Annotated in this window: 22 protein-coding genes; 15 read left to right on the top strand and 7 right to left on the bottom strand. The window is 40.3% G+C overall.

Going from position 1 to position 16,274, the window contains the following annotated elements:
* Positions 1-459, bottom strand: a 459-nt coding sequence (locus tag DW862_RS10555) for a hypothetical protein (RefSeq protein ID WP_120068132.1), incomplete at its 3' end; no start/stop codon positions are given.
* Positions 460-930: 471 nt separating this feature from the next.
* Between DW862_RS10555 and DW862_RS10545 the strand changes: the two genes are divergently transcribed.
* From DW862_RS10545 to DW862_RS10470, 15 genes are all read left to right on the top strand, one after another.
* Complete coding sequence (locus DW862_RS10545; RefSeq protein WP_005794392.1) at positions 931-1,443, top strand: hypothetical protein; 513 nt, start codon at positions 931-933, stop codon at positions 1,441-1,443.
* A 4-nt stretch (positions 1,444-1,447) separates the two neighbouring features.
* Entirely contained in the window at positions 1,448-4,318 is a 2,871-nt protein-coding gene (locus DW862_RS10540; protein WP_005794390.1) for a hypothetical protein, read from the top strand.
* Positions 4,315-5,520: a hypothetical protein gene (locus tag DW862_RS10535; RefSeq protein WP_005794386.1), complete on the top strand. Its 1,206-nt coding sequence runs from the start codon at positions 4,315-4,317 to the stop codon at positions 5,518-5,520. Before DW862_RS10540 ends, DW862_RS10535 begins: the two co-directional genes overlap by 4 nt.
* 1 nt (position 5,521) lies before the next feature.
* Positions 5,522-5,755, top strand: coding sequence for a hypothetical protein (locus DW862_RS10530; RefSeq protein WP_005794383.1), 234 nt, complete (start codon positions 5,522-5,524; stop codon positions 5,753-5,755).
* Positions 5,739-6,761 (top strand): hypothetical protein, encoded by a 1,023-nt coding sequence (locus DW862_RS10525; protein ID WP_005794381.1) that lies wholly within the window; start codon positions 5,739-5,741, stop codon positions 6,759-6,761. Before DW862_RS10530 ends, DW862_RS10525 begins: the two co-directional genes overlap by 17 nt.
* Before the next feature lie 20 nt (positions 6,762-6,781).
* Positions 6,782-8,101, top strand: coding sequence for a hypothetical protein (locus DW862_RS10520; RefSeq protein ID WP_120068083.1), 1,320 nt, complete (start codon positions 6,782-6,784; stop codon positions 8,099-8,101).
* A gap of 516 nt (positions 8,102-8,617) precedes the next feature.
* Positions 8,618-9,433, top strand: a complete 816-nt coding sequence (locus tag DW862_RS10510; protein WP_005794376.1) for a hypothetical protein — start codon at positions 8,618-8,620, stop codon at positions 9,431-9,433.
* 245 nt (positions 9,434-9,678) lie between these two features.
* Positions 9,679-10,161, top strand: a complete 483-nt coding sequence (locus tag DW862_RS10505; RefSeq protein ID WP_224205385.1) for a hypothetical protein — start codon at positions 9,679-9,681, stop codon at positions 10,159-10,161.
* Between the two features lie 21 nt (positions 10,162-10,182).
* Complete coding sequence (locus tag DW862_RS10500; RefSeq protein ID WP_005794372.1) at positions 10,183-10,578, top strand: hypothetical protein; 396 nt, start codon at positions 10,183-10,185, stop codon at positions 10,576-10,578.
* A 6-nt stretch (positions 10,579-10,584) separates the two neighbouring features.
* Positions 10,585-11,760, top strand: coding sequence for a hypothetical protein (locus DW862_RS10495; protein WP_120068080.1), 1,176 nt, complete (start codon positions 10,585-10,587; stop codon positions 11,758-11,760).
* Positions 11,761-11,762: 2 nt separating this feature from the next.
* Positions 11,763-12,026, top strand: coding sequence for a hypothetical protein (locus DW862_RS10490; protein WP_004326738.1), 264 nt, complete (start codon positions 11,763-11,765; stop codon positions 12,024-12,026).
* 27 nt (positions 12,027-12,053) lie between these two features.
* Positions 12,054-12,521 (top strand): hypothetical protein, encoded by a 468-nt coding sequence (locus tag DW862_RS10485; RefSeq protein ID WP_005794369.1) that lies wholly within the window; start codon positions 12,054-12,056, stop codon positions 12,519-12,521.
* Complete coding sequence (locus DW862_RS10480; RefSeq protein WP_005794367.1) at positions 12,499-12,915, top strand: hypothetical protein; 417 nt, start codon at positions 12,499-12,501, stop codon at positions 12,913-12,915. Before DW862_RS10485 ends, DW862_RS10480 begins: the two co-directional genes overlap by 23 nt.
* Positions 12,916-12,943: 28 nt before the next feature.
* On the top strand, positions 12,944-13,651 hold the full coding sequence (locus DW862_RS10475) for a hypothetical protein (protein WP_005794365.1): 708 nt from the start codon (positions 12,944-12,946) through the stop codon (positions 13,649-13,651).
* A complete protein-coding gene (locus DW862_RS10470) occupies positions 13,648-14,211 on the top strand; it encodes a DUF6549 family protein (protein WP_005794364.1) in 564 nt (187 codons plus the stop codon). The genes DW862_RS10475 and DW862_RS10470 overlap by 4 nt, the downstream gene beginning before the upstream one ends.
* A gap of 41 nt (positions 14,212-14,252) precedes the next feature.
* On the opposite strand, the gene DW862_RS10465 is transcribed toward DW862_RS10470, so the two are convergent.
* From DW862_RS10465 to DW862_RS10450, 6 genes are all read right to left on the bottom strand, one after another.
* Positions 14,253-14,654: a DUF3127 domain-containing protein gene (locus DW862_RS10465; RefSeq protein ID WP_004326735.1), complete on the bottom strand. Its 402-nt coding sequence runs from the start codon at positions 14,652-14,654 to the stop codon at positions 14,253-14,255.
* A gap of 7 nt (positions 14,655-14,661) precedes the next feature.
* The gene (locus DW862_RS26170) at positions 14,662-14,838 is read right to left on the bottom strand and encodes a hypothetical protein (protein ID WP_008775820.1); all 177 of its coding nucleotides are present in this window, start codon (positions 14,836-14,838) and stop codon (positions 14,662-14,664) included.
* A gap of 2 nt (positions 14,839-14,840) precedes the next feature.
* Complete coding sequence (locus tag DW862_RS10460; RefSeq protein WP_243636473.1) at positions 14,841-15,314, bottom strand: hypothetical protein; 474 nt, start codon at positions 15,312-15,314, stop codon at positions 14,841-14,843.
* Between the two features lie 29 nt (positions 15,315-15,343).
* On the bottom strand, positions 15,344-15,505 hold the full coding sequence (locus DW862_RS26330) for a hypothetical protein (protein ID WP_243636472.1): 162 nt from the start codon (positions 15,503-15,505) through the stop codon (positions 15,344-15,346).
* A 90-nt stretch (positions 15,506-15,595) separates the two neighbouring features.
* The gene (locus tag DW862_RS10455) at positions 15,596-15,889 is read right to left on the bottom strand and encodes a MazG nucleotide pyrophosphohydrolase domain-containing protein (RefSeq protein WP_004326733.1); all 294 of its coding nucleotides are present in this window, start codon (positions 15,887-15,889) and stop codon (positions 15,596-15,598) included.
* Entirely contained in the window at positions 15,873-16,274 is a 402-nt protein-coding gene (locus tag DW862_RS10450) for a hypothetical protein (RefSeq protein WP_005794355.1), read from the bottom strand. The genes DW862_RS10455 and DW862_RS10450 overlap by 17 nt, the downstream gene beginning before the upstream one ends.

Genomic DNA, 16,274 nt, shown 5'->3' with positions numbered 1-16,274 from the left:
TTTAAATATAAAATAATAATTACCATAAGGGATTGTAGTTTTATATTTTCCCGTATTGTCAATCGTACAACTATATTTTACTTTATTTGATTTGAGAATATCAACCAAACATATAGCTAATTCACTTTCTCTCCTAATTTGTTCTTCAGCGGAAATGTAAAAGTCATATTCTTTTAATTTGGCTATTGCTTGTTCTTGCCCAACAAGTTCTTTCCATTTGATGTATTGTAACAAAGATTCATACCCCATTTGTATAGAGTCATTTTTTAATTCAATATCTTGTTTGAAATATTTACATGGTATAATATATAATTTTGCACCAATATCGGCTTTCGTACCTGAACCATTGTCGTAAGTTACAAGCCCATTTACAGATGAATAACTAATCTGTTTGTTCTGCGAATAGGAAGTAAAACACATAATAGTATAAAGCAAAAAGAATAATATATTTTTTTTCATTTCTTATGTAATTTATTTAATAAATATTTTATGTCATTCTTGAATCTTTTTATATTAAAACGATTTTCGGGAAAATCGACATAGAAGAAAAATAGCAATGTTGAAAATGGTAGTATGACTACATAAAATATAGTCCAATGCCACCCAGTAACACTAAAGCAGATCAGAAGAATCACTACTATCCAAACTAAAACTCCTAACATATAATAACCTCTTTTATAATTAAATACAAAAGTATTAATAAATAAAATTATGACAAATGATATTTTTTATGTTTTTCAACATACACGTGGAAGCAAGTTAGGGGTTGAGTATAATAATCTACTAAAAAATACTTTTATGGTATTATTTTCTATGATTATATAGAAAATACAATTATATTTGCGTTGAAATAAGATTAAAGTATAAGGCCATAGAGCTTGTTGTGGAGACTAAATATCTCTGCGGCAAGCTCTTTTTTTATATGTGTATATGAACGAACCGTATTCTATTTTGATGCAGAAAACTACCGAGAATGCTCCGGTCAAAGACAGCTTGGTGCATTTTGGAATTGTGTGCACTGAATTTCCGTTCAAGCCGGGTGGGGAAACGAAAGATTTACCCAAACGGGATTGGCCGGATGAAGACGGTGAAGATACTTACATACCCGATAAGCTGCTATTAAAGGCATACGACTTGGAAGCCGAGATGTGTTATAAGGGGGATTTGGGTACTGCATACGATAAAATTATGGCCTTTCAAAACTATCTCACGGGGGAGAATGGTGACGGTGCCACCTTGAAAATGTATAACTCGCACACGGGTATCGGGCGACAAGGACTTTACTTACTGGAGGTTGGAGATTTTGAATTTAACAAGTCCAATATGGATGAAGTCTTGACCTTCCCGGTAAAATTTAGAGTAACTGATCCTCGAACTCAAATAATCCCCTCGTATAGTGTTGCGGAACCGACAAAGATAGTTGCATTGGTTGAAAAAGTATAGCTGTATGGCATGGAAGGTTTATGATAAAACTGGCAATACGGTACGTTGTACGCTGAAAAGTTTGGAGTATAATGGTACATGGATGGGTGCATGTTTTGTGACAAGCACTCTGAAAAGTGCCGTGCCCATTCTTTTTGAGATAGGTGACTATGTTATGTACCGTGGCGAGAAGTTTGAGATAAACTATGATCCTACGGCATTAAAAAAGGCGGCAAGAAAAACTTCGGGAGAAGCGTTTGTTTATGATAACATAAAGTTTAACTGGCCGGGAGATGAATTGACGCGATGTGATTTTCTTGATTATGTGAAAAGTGATAATCAGATACACTTCACTTCTTTGCCAAAGTTCAGTTTCTTCGCTTCGTCTATACAAGATTTGGCAGACCGTGTTCAAGTAAATCTTGACCGTATATATACCGGAGCACAAAAATGGACGGTTGTCGTACACCCTGAATATGTGAGCACTACCAATGTAAACATTGATGTGAACAATATAAAGGTATGGGGTGCATTGGAGTTGCTCAATTCAAAATTTGGTGCGAACTTTGTTATTCGTGGCCGAACAATAACAATCGGTACTGCCGGTATTGCTGTGGGCAATATTTTCAAGTATGGACGTGGAAACGGTTTGTACGAAATTCAACGTACAGCCGATGCGGATCAACAGATTATTACGCGATTGCGTGCATACGGTAGTACAAGAAATATGCCTAACCGGTATTATAATAAGCTCTCAAACAGTTCTCTTACCAATTATTTGCCGAATAACATGGCCGTGGAAAATCTGATGTTACCTGATTTTCCTAAGACAACGCTTGATCCATATATTGACAGCAAGAATATTGCTGTGCTTGGCATTCGGGAAGGGAGTGTTTATTTTGACGGTACCGGTGATTTGGAAGAAATATGTCCTTCAATGGAAGGTATGACCGCCGAACAGTTGAAAGATGCAGGTATTTATGTATCGTTGGATGCCGGGGATAATGGCAATCTTGACGAAGTGGCTGATGCCGAACAACTGACAGATGATGGTACAATGGATAGCCTGAAAGAAGGTGAAGATGTCCCACCTTTTACAATAACGCTAAAAGATGTTGGTTTCAATATAAACGATTACCTAACTTCTGAAACAGCCACCATTAGCATGAAAAACGGCATGTGTGGTGGCCGGGATTTTGAAATAACCAAATGTGAGAAGAAGGGCAATAAATATGTGCTGACTTGTAACCGTGTATATGATGAAAGTCTGAAATTATATTTCCCATACAAGGATTACAATATAAAGTCCGGTGACAAGTTTGTCCTGCTTTATATTGATATGCCGGACGTTTATATTCAGGCCGCTTCACAACGGTTGCTTGCTACCGCGAAAAAATATCTTGCAAAGAATGACTATGTGCGCTATTCGTATGAACCGAAGGTGGATGATATTTTCATGGCACGCCAACATGATGAGGCTGTTGCAAGGGGGGAAGCAAGCATACATGATACTTTGAAAGAAGGGGACTTGATGCTATTCACTGATAGCGATCTTGGTATTGAAGGCAGCATCATTATTGATACCCTTATTATCAAAGAGGGAGAAAATATGATACCGAAGTACACTATGACACTTCGGGAGGAAAAGGCTGTTGGATCGCTTGAAAAAATCCAAAATCAGATAGACTCTATTGCAGGTGGTGGGCAGGGAACCGGTGGCTTGAATACCCAACAGATACAGTCTATCATCCGTTCACTGGGCAATCAGCTTTTTCTTTCGCGCACCCACAATGATACGGCAGCTGGGCTTATCGGCTTCTTAGCCGGTGCTATCTTTGGTGCAAGCGGTTTTGCAGAGGGTTTGACCGGCTTTGGGGCGAAAATAGACAGCATGGGACGTGGGTATATGGAAAGCCTCACGTTACGCAGGTTTTTAGAGGTGCCGGAATTGCGTTTTAACCGTGCTGAAATTGTGCTTGGTGACAAATGGCGTTCTCCCGGTGCTGGAATTATAGAGAGTGTTGAGCCTGATTATGATGCTGATGGTAACTTGCTACGTTCCGGGACAATAAGTTTGAAATTACAAGACGGTGAAATAGGTGCTGTGGCTGTGGATGATATTTGCATGGGGTATTTCCATGACTATGAAACGCCGGGGAATAATGCGGTATCTGATATAGATGATAGCCGTGGCAACCGTATGTTTGCCGGTTTCTGTACAATCTATTTTCGTATTACAGAAATATTGGATGCCGGAACAAACAAAAGGTTTCGCTATGTGCTTCGTGGTGTTTCTGATCGTTGGCAATATTCTTTCCATCCGTGTGAGGCTTTGCATTTTGTCGCTTATGGCAACTTTACAAACAAGGAACGCCAGACTTCCGCTTATGAGACGAGGACATACCGCCGTTTCTTGGTAGGGGTAAATGACTGGGAGTTTACAAAGAGTATGGTTGCAATGCAGGATGGGGATTTGAGCAATCTCAACATCTTCGGGTTGGATATGACCGGTTATTCCGCTTATCTGAATAACATTTATATGACCGGCACAATCGAACAGTTACAGATAGATGCACCAGTACGCATTGAGATTGATACGCAAGGTGACAATTTTCTTGCTTATGGTGAATCAATGGAAATTACTTGCAAGGTCTTTAAAGGTTGGGAGGATATTACAGACACAGTTAGACAATGGGCTATCCGAAGGGATAGTGGAGATACCGCCGATGATGAAGCTTGGAATATCAAGCATAAAGATTTCAACGGTTCAATAACGATACATAACACAAAGGAAATTAGTGATTTAGGAAATAATTCAGTAACAGTGGTAAGTACCTTGTTTACCATAACGGCAACAAATGATACTGCATCAGTAGAAGCAATTGTGACGATATGATAGAGAGTGAAAAGAAAAGAATCAGAAAAGAGTTTCAACCGCTTACGATTGCAGTAAGCTTGAAGATAATGACACCGAACAGTCCGGCCAATCAGGTCTATAATCCGGTGGCAAATGAATATGATCCTGACCGTGGGGTTACTCCGCTGGTGATTTTACCGGAAGTCATAGCGAATGCCGCTGACGGTAGCTGGGATATGCCTTATGTTAATTCTTTGTTGGCAGAAATGAACTGGTTTGCTAATGGAGAGAATATTTCTGCAATCAGTTCATGGAATGGGAAGTACAGTATAGATACGGTTGGAGATACACGCGGTGCCATTACCATAAGCAGAAATGTGGCTCCGGGTGAAAGTTTTGAGTTGTATTTTGAAGGTCTGATAGCTGATACCCGGCTTGGGGTGAATATTCCCGTTAAGACTGACTCTATCATGTTGACAACGGTAGATAAGAGTGAAGATACCTACGGTTTGTCTATTGGGGATAGTCAGATAATCCAGTACAATCCATTTCTTGACAAGCTTTTGTTGTATGATTACAAGGTAGCCAACAATTTGATTTCCGCATCTACGGCCAATAGGAATGCAGCTTTGGATGAAAATTCATACGAGCGCACCATTCCACTTATGGTAACAAAGGGAGTGAATAAAATAACTACCGGATATACAATTGAACTTTATCAGGTGAACAGCATATCAAGTCAAACAATGCTGACTACCGCAAACCATGAAATAGTGGCTTTGTCCTTAACCAGCCTGATAATGGACTTGCGTTTGGTCGAGAAGGGGGATTACTTGCTGTTGGTGAAGGTTGGTGGAAAGGAGGTTGCAAGACAGCAATTCTCCGTCAATCGTGTTTATCCAAAATTTACGTGCATACCGGCAAGTCAGGCTTCCATCAATCCTGATGAAATCCTGCATAGGAATATAGCTATGGTACAGTGGAATGGAGAAATTGTGCCGATACCGGCACCGATTATCCGCATGGTATGGTTTACGGACAGTGCAAATAAGACCGGGGTACAATGGCAGGAGGGGGAAAAAACTGTGATAATGTTGGATGGAACCGGTATTGGTGAAACTTATCTTGACGATTGGTTGGACGTGTACATTAAGGCCGAGCAAAAAAAGGCTTTCTCTGTATTGACTGATGGGACAAATGAATATACGGACAGTAACGGGAACATATATATAAATAATTGATATGAGGTATGTTGTAGCAAATAAGGAAAAGGCTTTGGATGCCGGGGTTCTGTTGTTGGGGCACTTGGTAAAGGGAGAATCCATCATCTTGAATGAAAAGGAGGTAATGTGCCTGCCTTCTCTTGATGGAGAACTGGAAGATAGAATACTGTTGTTGGACGGTATCGTTTATACTAATACAAGCATGAATCAAATTATATCAGAAGGAGGTTGGGAATATGGCAGAAAATTATAGTGCCCAAAATAGCATCACGATTAAACGTCTTCGTTCCAATGACAGCCTGATGCTGACTTTTGAAAATAATGGCATTCCATTGTTTCAGGCCGTAGATGAAGAAAGTGGGGCTGTCTCTCCTGATTGGAGTATAGCTGCGAATCAGCCGGTACGGACACCCAAAGTAACTTCGGCACGTGGGTTGGCGGTCAGTTTGTCTGGTCATAGTTGGGCTTACAATGGAGTGGCTTTAAATTTTAACGGTGCGGAAAGTGGAGGTTGGAAAAAAGACAGTACGGGCAAATTCTCTTTGAATACCAGTACCGGTGCCATTAAAATTGTCGGAAACTTGGCAAGCAAAACGAATATTGCAGGAGATACATTGACTTATTCATGTGTCGCTTCTACGGCAGGTGTTGAGTATAATTTGACCGGGGAACTGCCTATTGCCATTCAGAATATGGGAGCCAGCTCTTACTATCTTGCTATTCTTGCAAGTACCGAACAGTTAACAAGCAAAGTAACAAGTTGTACTCTGACTACCAAGCTGTATGCCGGTGCCAATGCCATTACCGATTACTATATAAAATGGTATAAGGACACGGCGGCTTGGACTGATAAGAACGGACAGAAAAGTGTAACTGTTACCCGTGGTGATGTGGACGGTACCCAGTTATTCATAGCAGAAGTTTATCAGTCTTCAAGTGCTTCACAACCGATAGCACGTGCCGGGGTACGTATCATTGATACGGCAGATGAATTTCAAATTGTATGTTATATAACTTCTTCCAACAAAGAGGTTGATACCGGACAACCCGTTACAGTAAGTGCCAAGATTGTAAATATGACTACGGGGTCAACTTATACTCCTACTTCCGCATCGTGGACTATGGATGTGATGGATAAGGAAAACTGGAAGAGTTTGAAACATTCTACAACAAATTCTATATCTGTAACAACAACGGAAACTGACAGAAACGGGACTCAATATGATGTTGATGTTTTGGCAGAATGTCATTTTAATTAACATAAAAACAAAATAATATTATGGCAACTAAAGGATTAGGAAATGAAACATTGGTGACCTCCATTCTGCGTTCCAATACAGTATTGGTGGAAGTTGGTGGTAGTGTCAGACGCATTACCGTGGAAAACTTCATGAATGCTATTAATAATGGTGACGAACAAATGTTGAGGCAGGTGGCTTGGGGGATTCCAATCAAACAATCAACCCAAAGTAGCACGAACTATGGTGTGATAGGTAATACAGCCGCATGGACAGAATACAAGTTGTATTGTGGCCGTTATCTCGTAACGAATGATGGAAGGGCTGCTAAAATGTCCCCTACCAATAGTGCGGTGTTTGCTGATGGTACTGCGGTGGATGAAACCAAAGGGCATGTGATGTGGATAGGGCCACGTTTGTATTATCGTGTACAGACTGACAGTGTAAGTGGTGTACCAGTCTTATGGCTCTCGATGCTACCTATTGGCGGTGAGTTTATTGGTGGGGCAAATGGTGGAATGTATAACTGTATCGGTGCATACAAAGGCTCCATGTCAGGTAGCGCACTTGTTTCACGTTCAGGAGTTGCACCGGCAGGCAGCAAGACAATCAACGCATTTTGGAATGCTGCACAAGTGAACGGTAAGGAATGGGGACTGACCGATTACGATCAGAGAAAGCTTATTATGATGTTGGGGCTGTCCCAGTACGGAGATACCAATATTCAAGCCAAACTTGGTTATGGTGTGGGTGGTAGCTCCAGTAAAGACTTGTGGGCTGCTGCGGCAGCATTGCAAACTGGCGCAACAAAGAGTCTCGGTGACAATTGGGGCAAAATAGCTATTTCTGTGGTGAATGGAAGTAATACTGGAGTGGATTGTTCACGGGTGAACATGATGGGTATAGAAGATCCTTATGGGTGGCAGTGGGAATTTCTGCAAGGAGTATTTTGCGGTAGTTCCAACAATAGTGCTCAAAGTGGAACGGAAATTTTCATTTACAAAGGAAACCGTTTACCGACTACTGCTGAATTAGCTGCGCATCCAAATGGTGAATACAGACAAGCTACCCGTCAGACAGCTTCCGGTCAAGTGCAGGAAATAATTCTTGGGGAGCATTTTGATATTTTCCCGAAAAAGATTGGTGGAAACAGCACTTCTTATTGGGCTGATTATTCATGGGCAAACACTACTGGGCAGCTGGTTCTTTGGGGCGGTGCTGCGCATGACGGTGCGTCGTGCGGCCTCGCTTCTGCGTCCTCGACTTACGATTGGTCGCACTCGGCTGCGGCTGTCGGCTCTCGCCTTGCGTATTTTGGGAATTTAACATTTGTTAGCGGTGCATCTTTGATGGCTGCATAATAGATTTTGAAATATTAGTTCTTTGAATTTCAATTAATTAAAACCCGTCCACCTTCTCGTTTTACGGCAACGGATAACGGGACGAAAGCCGAAAGGCGTGGACGGTTGGCAGAGGGGAACAAGAGCTGGTTCTTTGGGGCGGTAATGCGAATAACGGTGCGAATTGCGGCCTCGCTTATGCGAACTCGAATAACGATTGGTCGAACTCGAATGCGAATATCGGCTCTCGCCATACTTATTTATCGTAGAGTAATCTGCGAGTTCTCCGAGCCATGACCTTGCAGGATTTATATCGTTGCAACGTAGTAATCAATTGGTTACGATGTCAGAAAATCAAGAATGCGGAAAGGTTGCCCAATTTGCGAAAGGCAACAAGCGGTGTTAGTAGGTTGGTTCTCGAAAGCTCCGGGCGAATTATTCAAGCAAGTAAAAACAGCTTGCAGTTATCGGAATAATTAAAATAGTCTGAACAAGACAAAATTGGAAGTATGGTGTAAATTTTAAAACAAAGCAGCAGTGAATATTGGAAGAAGTGATATTGATTGGAAGAGTCTATCGCATAATGAAATTGATAGAATTATAGCGGAAAGGATAGAGGCTGACAATAAACGGATAGAAGCAAACGGTGGAAAGAAATCTAAAAGAGCCGGGTATATTCTTGAACGTATAGCAGAGATAAATAATTTACGTGAAGCGGACAAAGAAGCACAAGATGGGAAGGTTAAGAAAAACCGCTTTATCAGGCGGCATAATCTACACCCGGAAGAAGACCTCCGAGCTTTGCAGTTGATGATCCTGACATTGGATTTTCCGGCACCGGATTATAGCGTAATGAGAGTAAAAAGTGATGCAGGAAAGGTTCGAGATATTGTCAAACAGAAATATTTCCCGTGGCGTATATTGCACCATGCAATTATGAGGGTGATTGAAGAAGATGTTTATAGAAATTTGATTTATGATACAAGTGCGTGTATCAAGGGAAAGGGATTACATTTTGGAGTAAGGAGAATGAAACGTTTTCTTCACCGGTACCCGGAATACAAATGGTTCGTAAAGACTGATTTCAAAAAATTCTATCAAAGTATTCTTCATGAGCTTATTGTTGCTGCATTGAGAAGGAAATTCAAAGATGAACGATTTATTAAATTGATCGAGATAGCTGTTTTATCGTATGACAGCGGAACAGAGTTAGTTGACGTATTGGAGAATGAAGTTGAACGGAAGAAGAGGTGTTCCGATTGGAGCATTTACAAGCCAACCTATCGGGAATTTTGCGGCAAGCCGGATAGATCATACAATGAAGGAGAAATATCGTGTCAAATGCCTGCATAGATATTGCGATGATAATGTTATGCTGGCTCGTTCTAAGGCCGAAGCGTTGTTTCTTATTCGTGCGTATGAACGGGAAAGTGCAAAAGTTGGGTTGGTAGTTAAAGCAAACAGTTGTATTGCTCCGATAGGAACAGAAACAAAAAATGGGAACAAAAAGCATAGAAAGCGAAAACGTAGTAAGAGGAAGAAGGATTAACTTTTTGGGCTATTGCTTCACGAAAGATAATGTTCGGATGCGTAAAAATATGAAAAAGAACTTTGCCCGAAAGGTGAAACGAATAAAAAGCCGGAAACGTAACCGCGAGATACGAGCTTCATACTGGGGCTGGTGTAAGTGGGGAGATTGTAAGAATTTATGGAGAACAATAACAAATAATGATATGAGTTTTGCAGATAAAGGTATCAAACAGAGTGGTAGAACAAAGGACGGAAAGAAGTTCTTCGATGTAAAAGAGACAAGATTGATGGATATTCTCAATGTCCCTATAACAGTGGTGGACTTTGAAACGAATGTGAAGACAAAGCAAGGTGAAGGTAGATATTGTGTTCTTTTTGAACAGAACGGACAACGTAGCAAATTCATAACGAACTGTTACAATCTGAAAGATGTGTTGGATCAGGCTCGCGAAGCGGAGAATAACGGTCAGAAGATTTTTCCAGTGGAAAATGTGATTGTCAAGCGGCGTTCGTTAGGTGACGGGAAGAGTGCTTATTATTTTGAAGAATAATTATAAAAATGGAGGTAATTTATGAAAAGTTATGGAACTCTTGTAGGAGAACTGCCGACTGGTATTGAATTTGTAGTTGAAGGTGCGTTGCTACGCATTTACTTCGACTTTGAGAGAAGAGAAGCTGTTCAAAAGGCCGGTTCGGAAGATGTGGTGGTTGAAGACCAGTATGTCTGTGAAAACGTGGATGTTGAAGGGGAACATGATTATGACAGTATTGTAAGTGCCATTATCATGGAACGTTATGATGCGAATAAACGTGATGCCATTTTCGCCAACTTGGAAATGGCACGTGATATGGCTTCGGAACTTGACGAAGGTAAGCGTGCCGAATATCTGAAAGAATACACTGATTATCAGAGTTATCGTATCAAGGCTAAGGAGATCGCAAAAGAAGTATTAGCAAAATTGAAGTAATCCGGTATGGAGGCGCAAGGGCATATATTAATACGAAGAAAGGCCAAAAATGGAATTGACGGTACTAATGGGGAACCGGGGAAAAACGGGCTGCAAGGCTGTATTCTCCGGCAATCCGAATGGGCTAAAGGCATAGAGTATCGCAATGACGAGGCTTTGACTTCCGGTACCCGGTACTTGGATATTGCAATTGTGACTACCGGTGCTAATACGTTTAATGCGTATAAATGTCTGAAAACTCATACGTCCAGTGATTCCATTCCGGTGACAAATACAACTTATTGGCAGAAGTTTAATTCTTTGGTGCCAGTGTACACTCCGCTTATCATGGCTCAAAATGCTATTCTACGGTTCATGCAGGGTAATCAGCTTTTGATAATGAAGGGCGATAATAAAACGGTTGCAGCAGGTCTTGTTGGTGGTGACTATCCGTTATGGGTTGGAGCTACAACACCGACTGATGCGCCATATAAGGTGAGTATAGCAGGGAAACTCTATGCGGCTGGTGCGGTTATTTCAGGTGACAGCACTTTTGAAGGTACATTGAAAGGTGTATCAGGCTCTTTTACAAGGTTGAATTGCGTGAATGCTGCTGGTGATGCGGTTGGAGGAATCAGCTTTGGAAGTGATGGAAGAATGTGGTTTGATGGTGATATGTATCATCAAGGTACTAAGGATAACCGGTCATTACGTTTCTACACTTCTGACTTATGGTGTAGAGGCGTGTTTGGCGCAAGGGAAAGAAGCATTATGGTAGTTTACGGCTCCTATGCCTATGTGTACACAAAAGGTGCTGATAAAACCGGTACTTATATACCTTTGACTTCCGGGACTTCCTCTGCTAACGAAACTTATTATACAGTTCCTTGCTATTCGCCAAGATACGATTATAACGGTGAAACTTCGGGTTTTCCAGTTGATACGGTTATATTTAGAATAACATCGAATGTAACCTACCGTTATCTTTTGAGTCTTGCCGTCACCCAAAGGATATTCGTGGTTAATGCAAATGACAATTATAATAATGTTCAGATATATGCGAATGGAACAAAGCAAACATTGAATGGCGGTTTCATGCACCATTGTATGCAGTTGGTGGATTTTATGTATCCGTCACCGAACTCTGACTGGTTGGGAAGAGGACTGATGTTCGGTGCTTCAAATGATAATAATTGGAAGTGATTATGAAAAGGATAAATTTTGAAAGAATTGAGATATTTGTTGATATTGATAAGACGAGATGTTCCGTTGAGAACTACAAGAAGGATTTTGCCAATATCATTTATCAACTTGGCAGGGGAATAGAGGCTCATGCCCTCGCATTTAAAATATTCAACTCCAATGGAGAAATTGAGTATAACGATGAAGAGTGTAATATGATTAAGGAATACGCAAGTTTATGTTCCCCAGCCTTTATTGATGCTATCAACAAATTACTATTGGAATAAAAATAATAAACGCAAACACAAAAGGATATGAACGACATTATTGAAACATTCATTCACGACCATTTGTTTTTACATTTGGTTTTGATAGCGGTAAGTATGACAGCTATCATAATCGCAATGGGGATAGATTTTATTTCGGGGATTCAGAAGGCCAAACAGCGTGGGGAACTTCGTACCTCGAAGAAGTACAAAATGACAGCGACAAAAGCGAAGAAATATTTTAATCCGTTTCTGACACTGGTTATGATTGACCTTATATGTTGCATCGTCATTCCATTTCCAGTATTCGCTATGTTATGGGCGGTTTATTGCGTTTTCTGTGAGTTCAAATCGGTACGTGAGAAATCATGGGAAAAGGCCGAGCTTCGGAAAGCGGAAAAGACCATGAGTATAATCATTGAGAATAAGGACGATATAGCACGACTGGCCGCACAAATATTGTTTGAAACACAAAAAGAAAAGGAGGATAAAAATGACACGGGGACTACGGAATAATAATCCGTTAAATATACGGAGAAATAATACGAAATGGCAGGGGTTGTCTGCAACACAGACAGATAAAAGTTTCTTTCAGTTTAAAACTATGGCATACGGTTATCGTGCTGCTTTTAAAACTCTTCAAACTTATATTCTTAATAAGTATGATACTGACAAAGACGGCACGGCCAATGAACTTGAAGATGTTATTATGCGATGGGCACCGCCATGTGAGAACAATACTGAAGTGTATATTGCCACAGTCGAAAAGCGTTCAGGCATATCTCGTCATACAATTCTGAACAGAAACAACCGGGAACAACTTATTGCGGTGGTGGCTGCAATGAGTTATGTTGAGAATGGTGTTCCTGCAAACATGGATGAGGTAAGGAAAGGTTGGGAGTTGATATAGGAAACAAACATATAAACACATAGAAGATATGGCAAACTTGAATTTTACTCTTAAAGAAGAGGATTGGTACGAAAGCCAACCTATACAGTTATCTACTGGGAAATTTGCTATTAGCATCAATTTTGGAGATGCAGCAAACAACAGAGTTGTTGTGTACAAAAGTTCTAATGGAAAGGATTATGTACCTTACAAAACAGCACTTGGGGTTGGAGAGTTCTGTGATATGAATGTCGACGGGTTGATAGCCGGACAATATGTTATGGTAGGATGTAATGAACTTCCTATTTCATCTTCATTTTTGGAAAGTTCTGATGGTAGCAGCAGTGCGAGCAAATCGGATATTTTAGCAGAAAGCGGACGTGCTCAACTGGCAGAGTCCCAACTGGAACAGTCCATAAATGCGGTGAAGACCGCTTTGGATGAATTGGTTGGTACTGTTGATGCGACTACGGCCATTGACACCTTCAATGAAATTGAAACCTTCCTTGCAGGAGTAACCAATGAAAAAACTCTGACTGGAATGTTGGCTGTTACTGATGGAAAGGCCGTGACCGCACAAACAACGGCTGATGCTGCAAAAAGTACAGCTCAAACAGCTCTTAGCAAAGCCACTGCCAATGAAACAAAACTTAATACAATACCTGAAATGCCGGAGAATGACGGTAAGATATATGGTTTCTGTAATGGTGCATGGGTAGTTATTGCGGAAGTTGGTAAAAATGTATATACAGATTGATTATGAGATTGAAGATAGGTATAGGAGTAATCTTTGTGTTACTCCTTGCGGCAACCTTTTTGATGTACCGGTTGTGGCAGGAAGAGAAGAAGGAAAGTGCCCGACTTTCAGATAATATGAAAAGTCTCTGTACTGGGCTTGAAGAATATAAGATTAGGGATAGTCTAAATGTGGTTGAAAACCATGTTTTACGGCTTAACATAGAAGAATTGAAAGAGCTGCGGAGTGCGGATGCAAAACTAATAAAAGAATTGAATCTGCGTCCAAAAGAAGTCGAATATATCACAACCACAAAAGTTGTCACTAAAGACAGTATTGTATTTGTTCTGAAAGACAGCTGTTTCAATTATTCAGATAAATGGGTGGATTTTTATGCAAATATTCCTGACAGCACATTTACTTATGAAGTGAGAGACAGTCTTTCAAGTGCGATAAGCCGGATATATAAACACAGGTTCCTATGGTGGAGATGGGGGACAAAGGGGTATAAACAAACGATAGTCAATCATAACCCACGAAGCAAAATCGTTTATAATGAAATTGTAAAGGTGGAACATTAATTAATAAGAAGGGAGCCGAAATGCTCCCTTCTCCTTTTTCTTTAGAAAGGCAAATCGTCTTTTTGTTCCCCAAAATCCACTGGCGGTTGAGGTATGGCAGTTTGTACGGGTGCCGCGGTGGATGATGCCCCCTGATAATAAGTTTGGGGCTGTTGCGCTGCGGTAGGCTGTCCTGGATTACGGAGTGTTGCTTTCCAGCAAGTAATGGAGTTAAACCATTTTCCTTGCCATTCATTCGCATTAATATCTATTTCAATATCAACGTCTTGCCCGACTGCTAATCCAAAATTCTGAATATTGCTATTCATTACTGAAAAAGCGACTTTTTTAGGGTATTGGCCGGGAATTTCCAAAACGAAATCTTGTCTTTGCCAGTTGTTACCATTTTTTGAGACACCCGATTGTATCGGTTGTGCCACAATAATTTTTCCTTCTAATTTCATTGTTCGCTTATAAATAGTTAAACACTATATGCCCGGCCTTTTCAAGTTTACGGGCATAATCTAACATTCTTTCTTTAGTGCTGAAACTTTCATCATTCCACCAAATGCCAAATCTTTTAATCTGACACTGATAGCGTTTGTCTCCTAATAGATTCTCGGATATTCCTATACGATATTTTGCCATTTTTATTCATCATCCCCAGCCGGATTTAACTTGTCTGACTCATTGATTGCGCGGCTGATAATATCACAATCAGTAAGTTTTCGTTGTATGATAGCCATCCCCCTTTTGCAATTATCACTTTGATTGAGGTCACAATACCCTCCCTTATATAAAATATCAGAAAGTTCGTCCAATACTTTAAGTGTGTCAGTGAGCCGGAGATATGTTATTCCGGTTACTTCTTTGTTGTATGGACGGACTTCTTCTATCCGTTTGTCAAGGGATAGACAAGCAAGCTCTGCCATACATCTTGTAAGTTCTACTTTGGCAAGTAAGGCACTGTTTTCAATCCGGCATTTGTCAAATTCCAGTTTAATGGAGTATTCCATTTTAAGCAGATCAGGTTGTACTTCATCTGCAATATACTGGTTAGCATCAGCCATGAAAAAAGCCCGGTGTCCAGCTATTTTATTGATTTTCTTTTCATATTGAAGCATCAACTGTTCCAGTTTATTTCCTTGCTGCTTTACGCGGAAACGACAAAGCCTTGATTACGTAATTCACTTAACATTTCTACAATTAAGGAACAAACTATGTCATTGGTGAACAATATGTTATATATTGCTGCCAGTGTGATATTTTCAGCTTTTAACTTCTTGTCTTTTATATCACCTATTTTTCTTTCCATAAGTTCATGAAATCTTTATAGACACATGGTAGTGCAAAGATAAGGACAAACGTCTCAACAATCAACTTTATTAATTGTCCGGTTCCTATATCAATCCATTCTGTTTTTATTATAATTCATTTTGGCTTCAATGAGTGAATCAATGTCACATTTGAAATGATGTAGTGTACTTAGGGCAACAATGATTACATCTGCCAGTTCTTCTTCTACATCTAAATACTCTTTAATATGTGGAGATTTCTCACCCGTACACTCAAAGACTTCGGCAACTTCTTCAAGCAGATCGCGGTGAAGATTGTTGTTGCTATCATTGTCGGGATCAATCTTTCCACGTCTTACGGCACATTCATAAGCTTTCTGCGCGATCTCATTTAATTTTCCCATTATCAATATGTTTTATCCAGTTATTATCTTTCTCCAAAAACCATTGCCAGCCATTTTGGGGCTTGATTTTTCGTTTTATATACCGGCGAACTGTGGCATAATTCAGATTTAGCTTTTGGGCGGCTTGGGTTATTGAATCGAATCTATACCATTTGCCTTCGGGAGTGATTGCGATACACGCAAAGGCATGGGCGTTTCCATTAGACCAATATCTATGTCCTTTCAAAGCCTCGCTGTGTCTTTTTCTTATTTCAACAGCTCTCTCTTTGCCATAGTATTCTTCATAGGTTTTTCCTCTTAATCCGTGGTGATAGCCTTTATTGAAAACATTATGTCCGTTGACAACCCGTGTGACCGGTATTTCAGGGTCTAATCTTAATTCCAT

The organism is Bacteroides sp. AM37-9 (assembly GCF_003603455.1).
GTDB lineage: Bacteria > Bacteroidota > Bacteroidia > Bacteroidales > Bacteroidaceae > Bacteroides > Bacteroides xylanisolvens.
The sequence above is the reverse complement of the archived record's forward strand: the minus strand, read 5'-3'. Positions and strand labels throughout refer to the sequence as shown.